Source organism: Fodinibius halophilus (assembly GCF_011059105.1).
Lineage (GTDB): Bacteria > Bacteroidota > Rhodothermia > Balneolales > Balneolaceae > Fodinibius > Fodinibius halophilus.
This window is the reverse complement of record NZ_JAALLS010000030.1, coordinates 1-15,826: the sequence shown is the minus strand read 5'-3', so window position 1 is coordinate 15,826 and position 15,826 is coordinate 1. Positions and strand designations below refer to the sequence as shown.

Here is a 15,826-nt window from a genome sequence, read left to right as displayed (position 1 = left end):
CAGCGCAACCCCGAAGAGGAAAAGACTACTGTAAAGGTAAGTCTTAGGCCTCAAAATTGCACACCTGAAAACAAGAGGAGGAAAAGACAATGAAGGATTCCACAAAGAAAGCACAAATTAAGCGATTTTTTGAGTGCCTAAAAGAACGGCCAATGACAACTAAAATGGCCGCCGAAAAGTTAGGGATTCAACGCTGCAATCTTACCCGTTATGTAGCATACCTGGAGAAGAGAAATTTAATAACGGTTGTACAGGAAAAGCCGTGCGAAATAACTTCCCACCAGGCGAAATACTATTCTACAGACCCAATGTACTTTAAGCCTGAAACCCAAAGTGAGCTATTCCCGCCTAAAACCAAGAGCAAAGTTTACGACTTATGAAAACTGCACAGACTAAACCCCCAAAAACAGCCGAGACCGCCGAGCGTTTAGCCAGATTATACAGTTCCGTTGAGTATGGGGCTGATACGTTTCTGGAAGTTTTCGAGGCGCTCAGCGCCGATTTCAGCGAACCTGAAAGGCAGGAGATACTACATCATTTCAATGCGAAAATATCAAAGACGAATAGAGGAAATTAAGAATGGATTCTAAAAGACGAATGGTTGAGCTTCATGTTTGGGATAAGCCCTTTTTTAGTGAGCTATCCCAGACCGAAAAACTTTTCTATTGGTTTATGATATGCAAGTGCGATAACGTTGGAGTTTACCAGCATAACGCCAAACTTGCAGCCTTTCATTGCGATGGAGAAATAGACCTACAAGCCTTTATTGATACTGTAAATGCTGATGAGGAAAACATCACAATTATCAATAATGGTTTGATCTGGATAAAAGACTTTGTCCGGGAAACGTGGGGAACCCTTTCGGCCGGTAACAATTTAGGTAGGTCATGTTATAAGCTACTTCATAAACATGGCCTATTAGAACGCTTCATTTCAGAGTATCCGAACTGCATAAAGATTAAATCATTCCGGGATAAAATAACCGAGGGTAAGCTTGACTTACCTTTGCCCCAAGGCAGCCCCAGACCTGACCCAGAAAATAAGGAATATGAAGAGTATGAGGGGGAGGGCAGCCCCAGGCCAGCCACCATTAACATTAACAATAGCAATAGCATTAACGAAGGCATTAACGGAAACAAAGCCATTAGCAATACCAACGCGAATATTTACGAAACGATTAAAAAAAATATTGGTGGTTTAGCCTTAGTTGATGTTGGCAGCCTAACCTTTCAGAAAGATGTTGATTTGATGTTGGAAGAGTTAAGCGAATCAGATGTTAAAGACCCAGCCCAATATCTGATTGAGAAGATGCAAAAGGTTGACTGGATGGATACCAGTTGGGATGAATTTACAGAACAAATATTGAGTGTTGAGGAAACCCCATTTTAAACCCTAATTATTTCAATTTGCCCTATTATCTGACATCATATCAGGAGGTTATAAAATGCAGGTATTGTTATAAATACATGAATGACAAAGAATTAAACGAAATAAAGAATAGTAAATATTTTCCTTTTATGGTTTTGGTATCAGGATGGTAGCAGAAAATTAATCATAACCCCCAAATTTTAGGCCAATGAGTAAAGATTCAGAAACCAATTATTTGAAGCGCTACAAAAAGCGTAACAAGAAAAAAGCAGGCTGGAAAGAAGTTCCAGGAGAAAACCCGCTTGAAAAGTATAAGAACAAAAACAGAATTGATGCAGGCAGAAAGCCTAAATCTTAACCCTAAACATTTACTAATTATGAGATCAACCGAAGAGATCACAACCGACATTAATAAACTGGAATCCGAAGTTAACGAACTGGAGACCCGGCGCGATGAATTAGAGGATCAGCTATCCGAGATTAAGGATGATTATTCGATGCTGTTAGATGCTGATGAAGTGCAGGAGAAAATCAGCAGCGTTACTACTAACAGGGAACTCATTTCCGAGGCTATCCAGGAGCGAAAAGAAAAGCTGAATGAGTTACGCGCCGAACTCGAAAAGGCCGAAAGTAAAGAAGTGAGAGAGCAACGCCTTCAACGCTGCATTGAGCTTGCTCAAAAAGCAGATGCAGCCAATAAAGAATACCGGAAACTATTTGAGCAACTGGATGAAGAGTTACTGGATAAGATGTTGGCTATTGCTAAAAAGCAAAAAGAATGGGCTAATGCTGCAAATACCTTTTTAACCATTGCCAACAAATTAGAACCCGCCGTTGAAACCACGTACGAGCCAGAAGATATGACAAGGCCAGAGCTGGAAGAGGCAGCGGAAAGTCTCATTGAGGAGATCGAAGAGACCGGTAATGTAGATACCGGCGCGGCCATTACTGAAATCTATTGTGATTACAAGTATTACAGGATTGCTAAAAACAACGGCCGTGAATTGAAGCCCAATACTGATCATTTCGGATGGGCAATATTCGACATGCTTAAAAAGGTGAATCGAAAGATCTTATCAGATTAACCGCCCGGGAATGGTAGTTGGTTCCAAGGGAACCAGCTGCTAACACCCCATGCAATCATAACTACGTTTAAACACCCTATGAACTATGGCAGATGATAAAAACCGATGCGGCGCGAAATGTAGAGATGGGAGTAAGTGCCGTAACTATGCAATGGATAACGGACGTTGCAGAATGCACGGGGGAAAATCCTTAAAGGGAAAAGATTCTAAGACGTGGAAAAATGGAATCTACAGCCGTTATGCCTCCAAGTCTCTGAAAGATGTTCTGGATCAGTTGCAGGAGCTACCAAGTGAAGAGCTGCTTAATGCAGATAATGAATTGAAGTTACTCCAGGCATTGATCATTGAATCCAAGGCCTTGAAAAATGGAACTGGAGAACTGGAAGAGATCGAAGGTTTATCTAAGGTTATTGATAGGCTTGTAAGAGCAAAGCAGCGCGCCGTTGCCTTAAAAATTGAAGAGGAGCGATTGATCCCGGCCGAAGATGTGAAGCTGTTTCTATCCTTTGTTGAGGATCTATTAATCAACCGTATTGATGAAACAGAAGCCTATGAGCTATTAGACGAAATGCAAACATTTCAAATTTCAGACCATGCGACTAACTGATTTAATCGAAGATCCCGGGAAACGATGGGATGCTGATAAACTAAACTTTGATGTTCTTAGCAACAAAGAACTGGAAAGAATTATTGATCTAACGGAAATCGGTATCCAGCATGAAAAAGATCCCGAGCTAAACAGGCCAATGACCCCAGGCGAAAAAACCGAACTCAACAAAATATGCCGGAAGGCAGCTAACAACGGAAAGAAGAGGATATTATGAGAATAGACGAGCTGCTAAATGAACGGCGTGAAAACATAACCGAGGCGCAATATCAACGGCTAAAAGTTGATAAGATATTCACAATAGAGTTTACCGGTAACGATTGGAATTTTAAGGAACTGGACAAACTAACCGAACTCCAGGCGCGCCGCTTGCTAAGGCGTTACCAGAAAGCGCGGAAATACGAAGAGGATAACAACGTGCAGCCTCCAATCCGTGAAGTAATCGTAAACCTATCAATGGAACCCGAGATCCCGGAGCGACCCGAGAACCTAAAGGGATATGATACGACTCACATTTTTGCAGCATATTTACAGCATAAATTTAACATATCATTTTAATACCATGCGACTGGACAAACTTTTGAAAGACAGAAAACCTGAAAAGCCAATCCCTAAAACGATGGATGGGTTTTATAAGATTATCAATGATCCAGATTATGATGATCCGTTCTATAATGATGATAAAAACGAAGAGGAAGAGCCATGCGATTAGATCAACTTTTAAAGGATATGAAAGCGGAAGAAAAACCAAGTATCCCACCGGAATTTTGGCTTAAGCCCGTTGAGTTGCAACGCGAAGAGCTAAAGGAAATGGGATTGCCTACTTCAATGGCTATTGAATGGATAGAAAATAATGAGGTTGAAAATGCGACTGGATAAACTAATTGAGCAACGGAAAAGGCAGCAAGAGAAAACCGAACCGCAAAAGGTTTTCATTTATGATCCCGAAACTCCAGGAGAACCTGAACCCCCAGAAAATACAGCTGATGTTGTCATCATGTTGCCAGATAACGGCCGGGATTGATAACAGACCAATAAGCGCAATATTCCTTAATGCCGTTGCATGACAAGCGATTTTTTAAAGCCTTAAAACTAAAATTTGAAAGCCACTTTGTTTGATATGACAGCATTAGACAAAATAAAACAGATAGAGGGTATTAAGAATAAGATCAACCCGGACGCCTTTTATCATTTAACACTTGAACGGAATTTGCAAAGCATTCTGGACAAAGGGCTTTTGCCAGCCAATGATATTGATGACAGTATTAAGCATGGAGGTTATAACGGAGATCCTAACTATGTTTATCTATTTTCTACAAACGCTGTAATTTCAATTATCCGATCCATCCTCAATGGAGGTGGTGGAGACCATGACTTTGCCCTATTTGAAATCGAGTTACCTGATCATTTCCCAATAGAGAGGGATTATCATTCAGCTATTACAAGCCTGAATCAAAATGAGGACAAAGAAGATAAGAGGGAACACTTAGTAAGTTTTTTTGAAGGTTTAGGCGTGGAATTTACAGGCAACCTATCAAAAGAAAATATTTACCGGCATGTAGATATGGTAACACCCGAACGATGGATAGGCACTTTTAGAACGCCAAGCCCAATAACAACAAAGTATATTATTTTTAGGGAATGGGAATATTTTAAATAACCCAGGTGCGTTTATTGTTCTAATTTACCAGGCTTTCAGCTTAGCAGTTGGAGGCCTTTTCTATTTTACGCACAAAACCGCGGCCATTTCAGAGAGAAAAATAACAGGGGTTACGGCGCGAATCCTGATACCATTCTGATACCAGAGTTAATGAAAGCCTAAAAAAGAAAGGATTTTCACCCAAAGAAAAAGCCCGTAACTCTTTGTGAGTCAAAGGCTTAGTAGATAGTACGCCTGAGAGGATTCGAACCCCTAGCCTCCTGATCCGTAATCAGGTGCTCTATCCAGTTGAGCTACAGGCGCATTTCAATAAGAGGCCAAAGATAGGTCTATATTTAAATTATATCAACATTTAATTTCATCAATTTACCTTTCAACAACTTTTCAGGGAAAGTATATTTTCTTAACAGGGTTTAGGGGGCGGTAATACTTCCCTCAAAAGAATAGAAAACGAGCATAACGAAATATGTGTGAAGGCCGAAGGCCGTTACGGTTTCAGAATTTTCAGCCGTTGACTTTTTTGCCGTGTCACTTTTTACGTGTGGGGCAGTTTGCTGGTTGACCTCTGTCGGATTATCACTGAAAAACAGTAACAAGGAAAAAGTGTAATGATTTTGCCCTTTAGATCCCTGAAACCAGTTTAGGATGACAAGAGGTCGGTCGGGCACCTACCATGACGGTTTTGGTACATAAAGTAGAATAATACAGTCACTTTTAATGAACGGCACTGATGACTGAACTAACGTTTCCCTCCCTGCTGGTAGGGAGGGAACAAGGGTGGGTCAGTTAAGGTTATATCAAGAATAAAGCTGCTCGGGCTTGCAGTTATCACGCAGCATCTGCAGTACATGGGCAAAGTCGTCGGGCAGTTCCGAATCAAACTGCATCTGTTCTCCCGTTTGGGGATCTTCAAAGCCCAGCGTTTTGGCGTGCAGGCACTGGCGGGGCAGGGCCTTAAATAAGTTTTTGAACATCGACCTGCGGCTTCCGGTGTTGGAGCCATAGCGAACCGAGTCGCCGCCATATTTTTGGTCGCCAAACACCCAGAGGTTATTATCGGCCAGGTGCACGCGAATTTGGTGGGTGCGTCCCGTTTCCAGTTTGAGCTCAAGCAGGCTTAGGTGATCAAAATATTCCAGCACTTTATAATGCGTAGTGGCTTCTTTGCCTTTGTCGCCTTCGCGCACGGTCATCTTTTGCCGGTTGTGGGGATCGCGGCCAATATTCCCGGTGATGGTTCCTTCCTTTTCGTCGGGGGTGCCCCAGACAATAGCCCAGTAGGTGCGTTCAATATCTTTGGTTTCAAAATAACTGCTGAGCGTGCGGTGCGTTTGGTCATCTTTGGCCACTACCAGCAGGCCGCTGGTGTCTTTATCAAGGCGGTGCACAATACCGGGACGAATAGTATCTTCTTCCGGCTCCGATAGGTTATCGGTATGCCAGAGCAGTCCGTTGACCAGGGTGCCCGACCAGTTACCGTGGGCCGGGTGTACCACGGTGCCCGCTTTTTTATTGACCACGAGAAGTGCATCATCTTCATACACAATATCGAGCTCCATCTCTTCGGGCGTTGCTTCCGGGGGCTTGGGGATGGGAAGTTGAGCCTCAATGAGGTCGCCCTCTTCAATGGGGTACGAAGGCTTTTCATTCTCCCCGTTAACAGTAATATAGTTTTCTTTTATGGCCTCTTTAATTTTGGTGCGCGAAGTGTCTTCGATCTGGGTAGCTAAAAATTTATCCAGTCGTGTTTCCAGATCGTGATTTTCGGAAACTTTTAGCCGGTATTCTTTAAATTCTTTTATCTCTTTATCGGTCATGAGAAGTTGTTGAAGCCATTTTAAGTTAAGGAATTGTTAAGGTACGAAATTTCTGGATTTTTTTTGTAAGGTTTGCCTTCCTTAAGGGTCTTACTAGTGACTCTTCATTAAGATAGATGCCTTGAGGGAAAAAGATTTGGTTCCTACTTCGGTGGGAGCCTTTTTCATCAACATTATTTCAGATAGGCCGGCGGATGTTATCTTTCAAGAGAGACGTCATTGCCGGCCTATCTTTTTTTATTGAGTAAATGCTTCACTACTTGGTCTTAGTACGGTATGCATCTGCTTTCGTTGGATAGCCCCAATTCTCATAAAGCTTGATCAAAGCTTGTTCAGCACGCCGACTGAGCTTGGGATTCTGGTCTTTCGTTTTTTGTGCTGCTGTATGGCTTTTTTTGAGGTAAAGCTCCGCTTCCGAAAACTTTTCGAGTTTGGTCAGGCAGCGACCAAGGGCCAGTTGTGTTTCTATAGTGCGTGGGTCGGTTTTATCAAAGTTGAAGAGACGGATGTTAAGAGCTCTCTGGAACTGGTGCTCCGCATGGGTCGGATCATCTGTTTCCATATATACTTCCCCCAGCAGCTGTAGCGTTTCAGCTGTTCGGCTATGTCCGTCGGGATATTTGGTTCGAAACGTTTTCACAGCGCCGGTGAGATATTTTTCGGCTTCAGAATATGCGCCCATCTTTTGGTACAAATCTCCTAATACCCTCTTATTGACCCCAACCAGTACATGATGTTTCCCGAGCGAATTTTTACGAAGTTCAAGGGCTCTTAGAAGCTGGCCTTCTGCTTCTTCAAACTGCTTTTTATATACAAGCAGGTTACCCAGATGGGCGTAGCTGGATGCTACATCCGGATGTGTTCTACCCAAAAGTTTAATACGTATATCCAGGGCTTTACGATATAGCGGTTCGGCCCTGTCAAGCTCACCCTGAGAGAGCAGAACGGCCGCAAGATTGGTCATGACATTGGCTGTTCTCATATCTTTGTTGCCCACATCGGACTGAAAGATCTGCAGCGCTTCGCGCAACTTTTCTTCGGCTGCCGGCAGATCGCCCATCCTGTATTTCAGGGCTGCATAGTTACTTAATGTGGTTCCAACTGATTTATCTTTTGCTCCGGCTAGTGCCTTTCGTATTTCAATGGCCTGTTGCAGCAGGGTGTCGGTTGCAGCATAATCGGCCCGGCTTTGTTTAAGCACAGCCAAATCATTGAGTGATCGAGCCACTTTCAGATGTTCCAAGCCAAAGAGTTGTTGCCGCATCGCCAGTCCCTTGGTGAGCAGGGAGTCGGCCTTTTTATATTGTCCCTTTTGGCGATACAGCCATCCCATCGCATTCAAACTCCGGGCAACCTGGGGATGATTTCTGTCGAAGAGTTCTTGTTGTAAAGCGTACGCTTTCTGCGCCAGGTCAAGGCTCTTATCAAACAGCCCCAGACTCTCATAGACATCGGATATCACAAGATAGACGTTTGCTTGTTGGCGCGGTTGATTTTTTAGCTCTGTTTCTACCCGGTTAGCCCCGCGATGCAAAAGCTCAATGGCAGATAGTGATTGGTCTTCGGCTTTGTTGGGATCGACCGATTCAAACAAATCGGTCAAAAAAGTGCTGACCTGTTCGGCGCGATCGCGCTGCCGTTCGGCTTCTATTGCACGCGCTTTAATGGTCTGAGATTGGATATAGGTAACGATAGCAAAAGCCATAATTAGAAATGCGATCCCAACAGAAACAGCAGTACTCCATTTATGGCGCTTCAGAAATTTAGTTGCACGATAGGGGAAAGAATCGTCTTGGGCTAACACCGGTAAGTCCAGCTGATATCGCTTAAGCTCATTAGCGAGCTGTTCAACCGAGGTATAGCGCTCTGCCGGATCTTTATGCAGCGCTTTCATGATTATTTGATCCAGATCCTTCTTAAGCTTATTTGGATCCGAGACCTCAGAAGGAGGCGGGGGGATGGTACTGCAGATAGTTTGCTCAATGCTGGCTGCCTCTCGTTCTTTAAACTGATAGGGCAGCTTTCCGGTGTGTAGTTCATACAGTAAAACGCCCAGCGAATAGACATCGCTAACGGTAGAAACAGCTCTGCCTCGAACCTGTTCCGGCGAAGCATATTCCGGCGTCATTAGTTTATTTTGAAACCGGTCGGGGTCGGCGTTCTGTTCCAGGCTCATCAATTTAGCAATGCCAAAATCGAGTAGTTTGGGAGTCCCCTCGGGGCTGATGAGGATATTTTTAGGTTTAAGGTCTTGGTGAATCACCAAATTTTGATGGGCATACTGTACAGCCGAACAGACCTCTTGGAAAAGATCAATTTTTTCTTCAATACCCAGGTCATGCAATTGGCAATATTCAATAATCGGCTTGCCTTCGATATATTCCATGGCAAACCAGGGCATGCCGTCGTCTGTGGTTCCGCCATCAAAGAGGCGGGCGATGTTGGGATGATTCAGAGATGCGAGAATCTGCCGTTCTTCATAAAATCGATTCAGTACCTCGTCGGACACCAGCTCCTTTCGGATTACTTTCAAAGCTACAAAACGCTCAAACTGGTCATCATTACGTACAGCTAAATACACATTCCCCATGCCGCCAGAGGCAATGGTTCGGATAATTCGGTATGGGCCGATCGTTTGTTTCGATACTGATTCCTCATCAGAGAAGACGAAAGAAGATTGCATTTGAACGAGAGGTTCTTTCAATCTTTGCTGATCTTGTTGCTCCAATAAGCTGTGGATCTCATCCAGTAAATCATCATCCCCGGCACAAGCGTTTTTGATATAGGTATGTTGCTTTTTACCCTCTAACTGGCGAGCTTTATAGCAGATTCGCTCAATTTTTTTCCACTTGTCGGAGTCCATTGTTTTTTGATTACCAGTGACAAATAATCCCTTTGAGCCCATAAAAGGAGGCTCGTTATGCTGGTCTATTCAACGAGATATTTGGCAATTCGCTTTTCATTAACTCTCTTCGCAGCCAAAGTCTTGAGGAATACCACGCTCGTCGTACTGTTATTGGTGCAATTCCCATCACTTCAGAAATTTCTTTCCAGGTAAGCCCACCAAAAAAATGATAGTCAACGACTTTGCTTCCCCTTTCATTAAACGTTTGCATACGTTCCAGCGCCTTATCAAGAGCAAGAATTTCTTCTGCCATTGATTCGTTCATCTGTGACGGGCCTTCGATACGTTCCAGTTCAATATCTGCCCGGCTGTACTCTCCCCCTCTTTTGATGGCTTGTTTACGTTTGGCATAATTGATTAAAATACGCTTCATGGATAATGCGGCGATAGCTAAAAAATGAGCCCGGCTTTTCCATTCGACCTTATCGTGATTGATAAGCTTAAAATAGGCCTCATGTACTAAAGCTGTTGTATCAAGGGTATGCCCACTGCGTTCAAATTTAAGTTTTTGGTGGGCGATATTACTCATCTCATCATAAACCAAGGGGAGTAGCTGATTTACCGCTTCCTTGTCACCCACCTGAGAGGATTGTAGTAACCGGGTGATCGCCTCTTTGGTAGGTGTCTCTTTTGTATTTGATGAATCAGTATTGGATGGGCTGTTCATTACGAAGAAACTCCATTTTGAAAAGCCAGTCTCTGTTTTAGTTGAAGATGCTTTTGCGATCATTTTTCTAAATCAAAAATGATCACTTCCACTTTTTTTGCTGCGTAATACAATAGTAAGGTATTCATAAATGCCAGTTTTGTCAATTTGTGCCCCTATTGAGCTCTTTGAACAAGAATTCGGTAACTCAAAATCTACAGTCCATTATGAAACTTCGATATGCACTTTTGAGCCTTTTCATCGGATTATTTATAGCCTCCTGCGGCGGGGACGGTCCCACGGGTCCCGATCCTGATCCTAATAATATGGTCTCTGAGGAGATCGGTTCCGACGGCGGAAAAATAACTTCCGGCGACGGAAACCTGACGCTCACCTTTCCTAAAGGGGCACTTTCCGCCACTGAAACGATTACCATTGCCCCAATGGATGAGCAGGATTTGGGCGATGAGTTCAGCGAGCTTATCGACTCCCTGGGAATTGGCACCGCTTATGATCTTGGCCCCGACGGGCTGCAGTTTGATGAGCCGGTAACCGCCAGTATCGCTTCTGATCAGTCAACTGCCTTGAATGACTCCACGCTACAGCTCAGCCTGGGGCTCATGATGACTTCTTCTAATGGACAGGCAGAACTGCTCGACAGCCTGCGTGTGGAACCGGTCGGCGACGGCACCGGTGAAATGCAGATCAGCGGGGAACTTTCACATTTTTCTACTTTTGCTGTGACTAACACTGACGAGTCAGGGTTAGCAACGGCCAGTGTTACGGGGATCCCGAATAAGCTGGAAGTAGGTACAGAAACTAATTTAACTATTCAGGCAGATGTCAGTTTCCTAAAGGTAGAGGAAGCACTGTTTAAATCACTGATCAACAAAGATGATGTATTTCTTGCTAATGTAACCACCCCTATACCCATGAATGAGATTAATCCTGGAACAGAAAATGAAAACTTCGAGATCTCCATTCCGTATGTATGTACGGCTGTTGATGCAAATCCATTTAGAGGTACGGTAAGGATACAGCTTGCTGATAATCAACCCGGCAATAATTCAGATTTTATAACCCAGGAGGAATTATTTATTCCATTGATTTCTGTTAAACAATCGGTTGAGTGCGTTAAAGAGATGCCGTCTGAGGATACCCCGGATATTAACAGTTTTGACGGAGAGCTGACTGGGCTGACCAGCCTAAAATTTAATCTTGGGTTTGAATACACGGGTAACATCGGTAATCTTCAGCTAAAGATTGACTACGGGGATGGCAATAGCGATCAGATTGATAACAGCAACCTTGAAGAAACAAGTGAAAATAATTTTTCTACAAGCTGGGAATACGATTACGGAAGCACCGGTAATTTTATGCCGGAAGTTACGGCCACCAACACTGAGTCGGGGGAAAGCGACACTAAAAGTGGAGAGCTTCAAGAAGTTAATCTTACTGTAAAAAAAGATGGTGATGGAGCTGGAACAGTTAGGGGTATGACCCCCGATGCTCCTCCATTTGGTGCATTTGAGATCATTGACTGTGGCTCAAATTGCAGCCAGCTATACTTTTTTGATCCTACATTTTTGGCTCTTACTGTTCCAACGGAACTTACCGCCGAGCCAGCCGACGGGTCGGTCTTTTCGGGCTGGAGCGGGGACATCGGCGATGCAAATAGCGAATCGGAAACCGTTGATGTTAATATGGATCAAAACCGTACGGTTACGGCTACCTTTGAAGCTAAGCCAACGTTTACCCTTGAGGTAGATACTGATGGTGAGGGTGAGGTTTCTAACGATCCGGGAGGTAATTTTGGAGGTGACTTTACTGAGAAGTACTACGAAGGAGCTATTGTAACGCTTACAGCTCACCCCGCCGATGGTTGGGTATTTACCGGCTGGGTCGGGCATACCGATGATGAGAACTCTGAAACAACCTGCCAGGGCACCGGCAATTGTGAGGTTGAGATGGATCAGAATCGGTCTATTGTTGCTAACTTTGAAGCATCAAATACGTTGAAAGAAGGTGTCTATACGTTACCATATACAGGGTCTTCACTTGAGTCATTTGCTTTATTATTTCAAGATGTAACGACTTCATCCGGTAAGCGGTATGCTCATAGCCAAGTCACCCAACAAGGTGAATCGGGATTTGGTAACCTTTCCGGGACCTTCCCGGTTGCTTTTTCAACTGCTGAAAAAGTAGTGGTAGTCGATTTATTAACAGGAGAGTTGCTTGAAGAGATTAATGCCTCTTCTATTTCCCCACTGTATGGTGTCGCAGGAATTGCTGCAAAACCCAACCATGAGAGTGCTACATTCGTAATTTATGGTGCCAATGGTACGGGAGATATTGACCTGCAGGGGGGAGGAACCTTTTCTTCTGGCGGCGCATTTTATGATGCGGTTCCGGCGGGGGGAGAGTTGTTTTCCGGAACCTATGTTAAAACGGGGGGTAGCATCATGTTGCAAGATTACAATACCGAATATGGTTACTACTCCTTCCCTGATGGCCACGGCCATGTGTATGGAAATAAGTTTGCTGATGACCGTTATCCCGTTTCTGCCTGGGTGCCCGATAGTCGCGACCAGAATTGGCCGGCGACAATTAGTGTAGGGCGAAATACGGAAACACTTGCAAGTAGTGTTTTCTTGGTTAAAACTGACGGATCTGCTGACCCTGTTCGAGTGTCAGATGTTGGGCAGGATGCTCGAAAGGTCCGTTGTATCGCAATTGAGGATACGGGTGATTTCCTCTGTGGAGTAACGGTGTTTGGTGAGGATAAACTGGCCCTTTTTACTTGGGATGGGGAAACAGAACCTACAGCTGTGGGTATGGTTAGTGTTGGTGATGGCCCGGTGAATTTAGATGTCCAATTACTGGATAATGGAAATGTCGGGATAGTGACAACGGGTTTCAATGACGATACTATTACAGAACTGGAACTTACGCCGGCAGGGAGTGTGGTAAGCAATAATTCGCGTGCCGTCCCTTCTGAATGTGAGAGTCCAGGACATGCCAAGTTCGTTCGTGATGCTGCAAGTATGAAAGTTCTTGGGACCTGTTATGACAGTAGCAACTACTTTATTGTGGGTTCGGAATTATAAGTTCCGAACCCCATTTGGGGTATTGCTATCTGGCTTTTTTGAGTGAAAAGTAATAGTTGTTTTACTCTATGCCTGTTATCCGGACTGAATTTGCGCTATAATAGCGGTTATAGTTCATAAGGAGTTGTGCAAAGTTTGGAAAATAAATTCATAACGCAGACTTTGTACCTACTGCTTTGTACATTATGTACTTGAAAAATTATAATCGCTTATGATACAGTCGCTCTACATAAAAGATTTTGCACTTATTGATGAACTGGAGGTCGCTTTCCAGGAAGGGCTCAACATTCTCACGGGCCAGACGGGAGCCGGTAAGTCTATTATTATCGGTGCATTGAATATGATTCTCGGAGAGCGGGCCGATACCAATGTCATCCGACAGGGAGCCAATAAGGCTATTGCAGAAGCTATTATTAAGGTCGGTGATAATGATGAAATAAGCAGAATTCTGGAAGAGAATGCTGTTGAAGACCGACCGGAGCTTATTTTACGGCGCGAAATACGGTCATCCGGCAGTCGCGGATTTATTAATGATACCCCCGTAACCATTTCGGTGTTGAGCAAGGTAGGCGATTACCTGGTGGACCTGCACGGGCAGCACGATCACCAGATGCTGCTTAAAGAAGAGAACCACCGGTCAGTGGTAGACGGTTTTGAAGAGGTGCATCCGGCACTGGAAGTCTACCAGGAGTCGTATGCCGATATGCAGGAGCTTCGCAAAGAGCTGCGATCGTTAAAGAAGCGCGAACGGGAGCTGGAAGAGAAGGTAGAGCTGTACCGCTTCCAGGTGAAGGAACTCGAAGATGCGGAACTGGATCCTGATGAAGAAGAGGAGCTGGAAGCGGAGATGCACCTGCTGGATAATGCGGAAGAACTCGATCAAAAGGCGGGGGCTATTGTTAAGATTGGAGATGCGGATGAGATTAATGTGATCAATCTGCTTAACCAGATAAAACTGCACCTTGAGGATATCGCCCGCATCGAGCCGGAGTTCGAAAGCTATCGCAAAGAGATATCTTCGGCGCGGATCAGCGTTCAGGAAACCGTACAGTTTGCCGAGCGCTATCGTAATAAGATTGAGTTTAATCCTAACCGACTGGAAGAGCTTCGGAAGCGCCAGAATCAGCTGAACAGTCTGCAGAAGAAATATCATCGTAGTATCCCCGAGCTGATAGAGTACCTGTCTGAAATAAAGAAGGAACTGAGTCTGGCAGAAAATTTTGATCTGGAAATTGAGAAGTTAGAGCAAGAAATTGAAGAGCAGGGCAGGGATTTAGCTAAAAAGGCGAAGAAGCTGCACGCCGATCGACAAAAGGTGGGAGATCATCTTTCGGAACAGATTGAGCAGGAGCTGACGAAGCTGGGCATCCCACACGCCAATTTCGAGGTGCGGGTGGATTGGATGCATGCTTCCGAGACCCAAGGGTGGGTTACCATCGACGGGCAACCGGTGGAATGTACCGAGCACGGTTGTGACGATATTCGTCTCTATATCTCTACGAATAAGGGAGAGGAGCCGAAACCGTTGGCGAAGATCGCCTCGGGCGGGGAGATCAGTCGCGTGATGTTGGCCCTAAAATCCATTATTGCCCGGGAGCAGAGCCTGCCGGTGATGATTTTTGATGAGATCGATACGGGAATAAGTGGAGAAATTTCGGAGAAGGTGGGCCGTACCATGCGCCGACTTTCGGAGCGTTGCCAAATTATTGCCATTACGCACCAGCCGCAGATTGCCAGTCAGGCCCATAAACATTATAAGGTTAAAAAGATGGAGCAAGACGGGCGAACCGTGTCGAAGATTATCCCACTGGATGAGAATGAACATATCACCGAGGTGGCGAGCCTGATGAGCGGTGAGGATATTACCGAGGCGGCTTTGGAAAGTGCCCAGGAATTGATAAATAAAAACACCTTTAAGAATTAGCCGCAGATTTACACGGATGATCACAGATTTTTTAGTCTAGCTATATGACTACTTATAATCTGTTAAAAATCTGTGTTAATCAGTGGCCTAACATAAAAGTATTATGGGAAAACATCACTCTGACCGGTTTGTTACACTCGTTGATGACGCCAAAACACGTATTGATGAAATTGCCCCCGATGAGGTGAAGCAGAAAAAGGACAGCGGTGAAGATTTTGTGTTGCTGGATGTCCGTGAACAGGATGAATGGGAGGCTGCCCATATTGCGGGTGCGGAATACCTCGGCAGGGGAATTATAGAACGTGATATCGAAGAGGAGTACCCGGATACCGAGGAAGAGCTGGTACTCTATTGCGGCGGTGGATATCGCTCTGCGCTGGCGGCGGATAATCTCCAGAAAATGGGCTATCATAACGTGAAGTCACTGGCCGGCGGCTTTCGCTCCTGGGTTGAGGCGGGCTTTCCCATTGAGGAGTAAATAGGGGTTTTCAGGATGCAAGATGCAGGATACATGCGGTAAGGTACGTGAAACGGTTGGGTAAAATGATTAAGGGTGAATTAATTTTTAGGAAGTGCAAATTCTCTTCTGGTCTTGCCTATGTTAGCTAACTGCCGGCAATCTGGTTTGATACTCTTCGTCATTGACATTCCTCGAAGTGACTTGCTTATGGGTTTGATGTGTAACCTGCATAAGCGAAGCCACCAGT

General features: G+C 44.6%; 19 protein-coding genes and 1 tRNA gene. 15 read left to right on the top strand and 5 right to left on the bottom strand.

What is annotated here, in order from left to right:
• The first annotated feature begins 89 nt into the window (after positions 1 to 89).
• From G3569_RS16775 to G3569_RS16720, 12 genes are all read left to right on the top strand, one after another.
• Positions 90 to 380, top strand: a complete 291-nt coding sequence (locus tag G3569_RS16775) for a helix-turn-helix domain-containing protein (protein ID WP_165271243.1) — start codon at positions 90 to 92, stop codon at positions 378 to 380.
• Positions 377 to 577, top strand: a complete 201-nt coding sequence (locus G3569_RS16770; protein WP_165271242.1) for a hypothetical protein — start codon at positions 377 to 379, stop codon at positions 575 to 577. The genes G3569_RS16775 and G3569_RS16770 overlap by 4 nt, the downstream gene beginning before the upstream one ends.
• A gap of 2 nt (positions 578 to 579) precedes the next feature.
• Complete coding sequence (locus G3569_RS16765; RefSeq protein WP_165271241.1) at positions 580 to 1,389, top strand: hypothetical protein; 810 nt, start codon at positions 580 to 582, stop codon at positions 1,387 to 1,389.
• Positions 1,390 to 1,576: 187 nt separating this feature from the next.
• Positions 1,577 to 1,726, top strand: a complete 150-nt coding sequence (locus G3569_RS16760) for a hypothetical protein (RefSeq protein ID WP_165271240.1) — start codon at positions 1,577 to 1,579, stop codon at positions 1,724 to 1,726.
• Positions 1,727 to 1,745: 19 nt separating this feature from the next.
• Positions 1,746 to 2,453, top strand: coding sequence for a hypothetical protein (locus G3569_RS16755; protein ID WP_165271239.1), 708 nt, complete (start codon positions 1,746 to 1,748; stop codon positions 2,451 to 2,453).
• Between the two features lie 85 nt (positions 2,454 to 2,538).
• Positions 2,539 to 3,060 carry an HGGxSTG domain-containing protein gene (locus G3569_RS16750; RefSeq protein ID WP_165271226.1) on the top strand — a complete coding sequence of 174 codons (522 nt, stop codon included), beginning with the start codon at positions 2,539 to 2,541 and terminating at the stop codon, positions 3,058 to 3,060.
• Positions 3,047 to 3,277 (top strand): hypothetical protein, encoded by a 231-nt coding sequence (locus G3569_RS16745; RefSeq protein ID WP_165271238.1) that lies wholly within the window; start codon positions 3,047 to 3,049, stop codon positions 3,275 to 3,277. Before G3569_RS16750 ends, G3569_RS16745 begins: the two co-directional genes overlap by 14 nt.
• Complete coding sequence (locus G3569_RS16740) at positions 3,274 to 3,618, top strand: hypothetical protein (protein WP_165271237.1); 345 nt, start codon at positions 3,274 to 3,276, stop codon at positions 3,616 to 3,618. Before G3569_RS16745 ends, G3569_RS16740 begins: the two co-directional genes overlap by 4 nt.
• A gap of 4 nt (positions 3,619 to 3,622) precedes the next feature.
• On the top strand, positions 3,623 to 3,772 hold the full coding sequence (locus G3569_RS16735) for a hypothetical protein (protein ID WP_165271236.1): 150 nt from the start codon (positions 3,623 to 3,625) through the stop codon (positions 3,770 to 3,772).
• A complete protein-coding gene (locus G3569_RS16730) occupies positions 3,763 to 3,939 on the top strand; it encodes a hypothetical protein (RefSeq protein ID WP_165271235.1) in 177 nt (58 codons plus the stop codon). The genes G3569_RS16735 and G3569_RS16730 overlap by 10 nt, the downstream gene beginning before the upstream one ends.
• Positions 3,926 to 4,084 (top strand): hypothetical protein, encoded by a 159-nt coding sequence (locus tag G3569_RS16725; RefSeq protein WP_165271234.1) that lies wholly within the window; start codon positions 3,926 to 3,928, stop codon positions 4,082 to 4,084. The genes G3569_RS16730 and G3569_RS16725 overlap by 14 nt, the downstream gene beginning before the upstream one ends.
• A gap of 96 nt (positions 4,085 to 4,180) precedes the next feature.
• Positions 4,181 to 4,720, top strand: a complete 540-nt coding sequence (locus tag G3569_RS16720; RefSeq protein WP_165271233.1) for a hypothetical protein — start codon at positions 4,181 to 4,183, stop codon at positions 4,718 to 4,720.
• A 229-nt stretch (positions 4,721 to 4,949) separates the two neighbouring features.
• On the opposite strand, the gene G3569_RS16715 is transcribed toward G3569_RS16720, so the two are convergent.
• From G3569_RS16715 to G3569_RS16700, 5 genes are all read right to left on the bottom strand, one after another.
• A tRNA-Arg gene (locus tag G3569_RS16715) sits at positions 4,950 to 5,023 on the bottom strand.
• Positions 5,024 to 5,133: 110 nt separating this feature from the next.
• On the bottom strand, positions 5,134 to 5,388 hold the full coding sequence (locus G3569_RS18460) for a hypothetical protein (RefSeq protein ID WP_205720264.1): 255 nt from the start codon (positions 5,386 to 5,388) through the stop codon (positions 5,134 to 5,136).
• Between the two features lie 129 nt (positions 5,389 to 5,517).
• Positions 5,518 to 6,537, bottom strand: a complete 1,020-nt coding sequence (locus G3569_RS16710) for an RluA family pseudouridine synthase (RefSeq protein WP_165271232.1) — start codon at positions 6,535 to 6,537, stop codon at positions 5,518 to 5,520.
• Positions 6,538 to 6,793: 256 nt separating this feature from the next.
• Entirely contained in the window at positions 6,794 to 9,400 is a 2,607-nt protein-coding gene (locus tag G3569_RS16705; protein WP_165271231.1) for a serine/threonine-protein kinase, read from the bottom strand.
• 55 nt (positions 9,401 to 9,455) lie between these two features.
• Positions 9,456 to 10,172 carry an ECF-type sigma factor gene (locus G3569_RS16700; protein WP_205720263.1) on the bottom strand — a complete coding sequence of 239 codons (717 nt, stop codon included), beginning with the start codon at positions 10,170 to 10,172 and terminating at the stop codon, positions 9,456 to 9,458.
• A gap of 143 nt (positions 10,173 to 10,315) precedes the next feature.
• Between G3569_RS16700 and G3569_RS16695 the strand changes: the two genes are divergently transcribed.
• The 3 genes from G3569_RS16695 (at position 10,316) to G3569_RS16685 (ending at position 15,597) form a co-directional block, all read left to right on the top strand.
• On the top strand, positions 10,316 to 13,195 hold the full coding sequence (locus tag G3569_RS16695; protein WP_165271229.1) for an InlB B-repeat-containing protein: 2,880 nt from the start codon (positions 10,316 to 10,318) through the stop codon (positions 13,193 to 13,195).
• A gap of 211 nt (positions 13,196 to 13,406) precedes the next feature.
• Positions 13,407 to 15,119 carry a DNA repair protein RecN gene (gene recN / locus G3569_RS16690; RefSeq protein WP_165271228.1) on the top strand — a complete coding sequence of 571 codons (1,713 nt, stop codon included), beginning with the start codon at positions 13,407 to 13,409 and terminating at the stop codon, positions 15,117 to 15,119.
• A 103-nt stretch (positions 15,120 to 15,222) separates the two neighbouring features.
• Positions 15,223 to 15,597, top strand: a complete 375-nt coding sequence (locus G3569_RS16685) for a rhodanese-like domain-containing protein (RefSeq protein ID WP_165271227.1) — start codon at positions 15,223 to 15,225, stop codon at positions 15,595 to 15,597.
• Positions 15,598 to 15,826 lie beyond the last annotated feature (229 nt).

Coding starts and splice junctions, on each gene's coding strand:
- G3569_RS16730 (WP_165271235.1), top strand. CDS start 3,763: ATGCGATTAGATCAACTTTTAAAGGATATGAAAGCGGAAGAAAAACCA.
- G3569_RS16760 (WP_165271240.1), top strand. CDS start 1,577: ATGAGTAAAGATTCAGAAACCAATTATTTGAAGCGCTACAAAAAGCGT.
- recN (WP_165271228.1), top strand. CDS start 13,407: ATGATACAGTCGCTCTACATAAAAGATTTTGCACTTATTGATGAACTG.
- G3569_RS16695 (WP_165271229.1), top strand. CDS start 10,316: ATGAAACTTCGATATGCACTTTTGAGCCTTTTCATCGGATTATTTATA.
- G3569_RS16750 (WP_165271226.1), top strand. CDS start 2,539: ATGGCAGATGATAAAAACCGATGCGGCGCGAAATGTAGAGATGGGAGT.
- G3569_RS16735 (WP_165271236.1), top strand. CDS start 3,623: ATGCGACTGGACAAACTTTTGAAAGACAGAAAACCTGAAAAGCCAATC.
- G3569_RS16765 (WP_165271241.1), top strand. CDS start 580: ATGGATTCTAAAAGACGAATGGTTGAGCTTCATGTTTGGGATAAGCCC.
- G3569_RS16705 (WP_165271231.1), bottom strand. CDS start 9,400: ATGGACTCCGACAAGTGGAAAAAAATTGAGCGAATCTGCTATAAAGCT.
- G3569_RS16770 (WP_165271242.1), top strand. CDS start 377: ATGAAAACTGCACAGACTAAACCCCCAAAAACAGCCGAGACCGCCGAG.
- G3569_RS16720 (WP_165271233.1), top strand. CDS start 4,181: ATGACAGCATTAGACAAAATAAAACAGATAGAGGGTATTAAGAATAAG.
- G3569_RS16710 (WP_165271232.1), bottom strand. CDS start 6,537: ATGACCGATAAAGAGATAAAAGAATTTAAAGAATACCGGCTAAAAGTT.
- G3569_RS16740 (WP_165271237.1), top strand. CDS start 3,274: ATGAGAATAGACGAGCTGCTAAATGAACGGCGTGAAAACATAACCGAG.
- G3569_RS16755 (WP_165271239.1), top strand. CDS start 1,746: ATGAGATCAACCGAAGAGATCACAACCGACATTAATAAACTGGAATCC.
- G3569_RS16775 (WP_165271243.1), top strand. CDS start 90: ATGAAGGATTCCACAAAGAAAGCACAAATTAAGCGATTTTTTGAGTGC.
- G3569_RS16745 (WP_165271238.1), top strand. CDS start 3,047: ATGCGACTAACTGATTTAATCGAAGATCCCGGGAAACGATGGGATGCT.
- G3569_RS16700 (WP_205720263.1), bottom strand. CDS start 10,172: ATGATCGCAAAAGCATCTTCAACTAAAACAGAGACTGGCTTTTCAAAA.
- G3569_RS16725 (WP_165271234.1), top strand. CDS start 3,926: ATGCGACTGGATAAACTAATTGAGCAACGGAAAAGGCAGCAAGAGAAA.
- G3569_RS16685 (WP_165271227.1), top strand. CDS start 15,223: ATGGGAAAACATCACTCTGACCGGTTTGTTACACTCGTTGATGACGCC.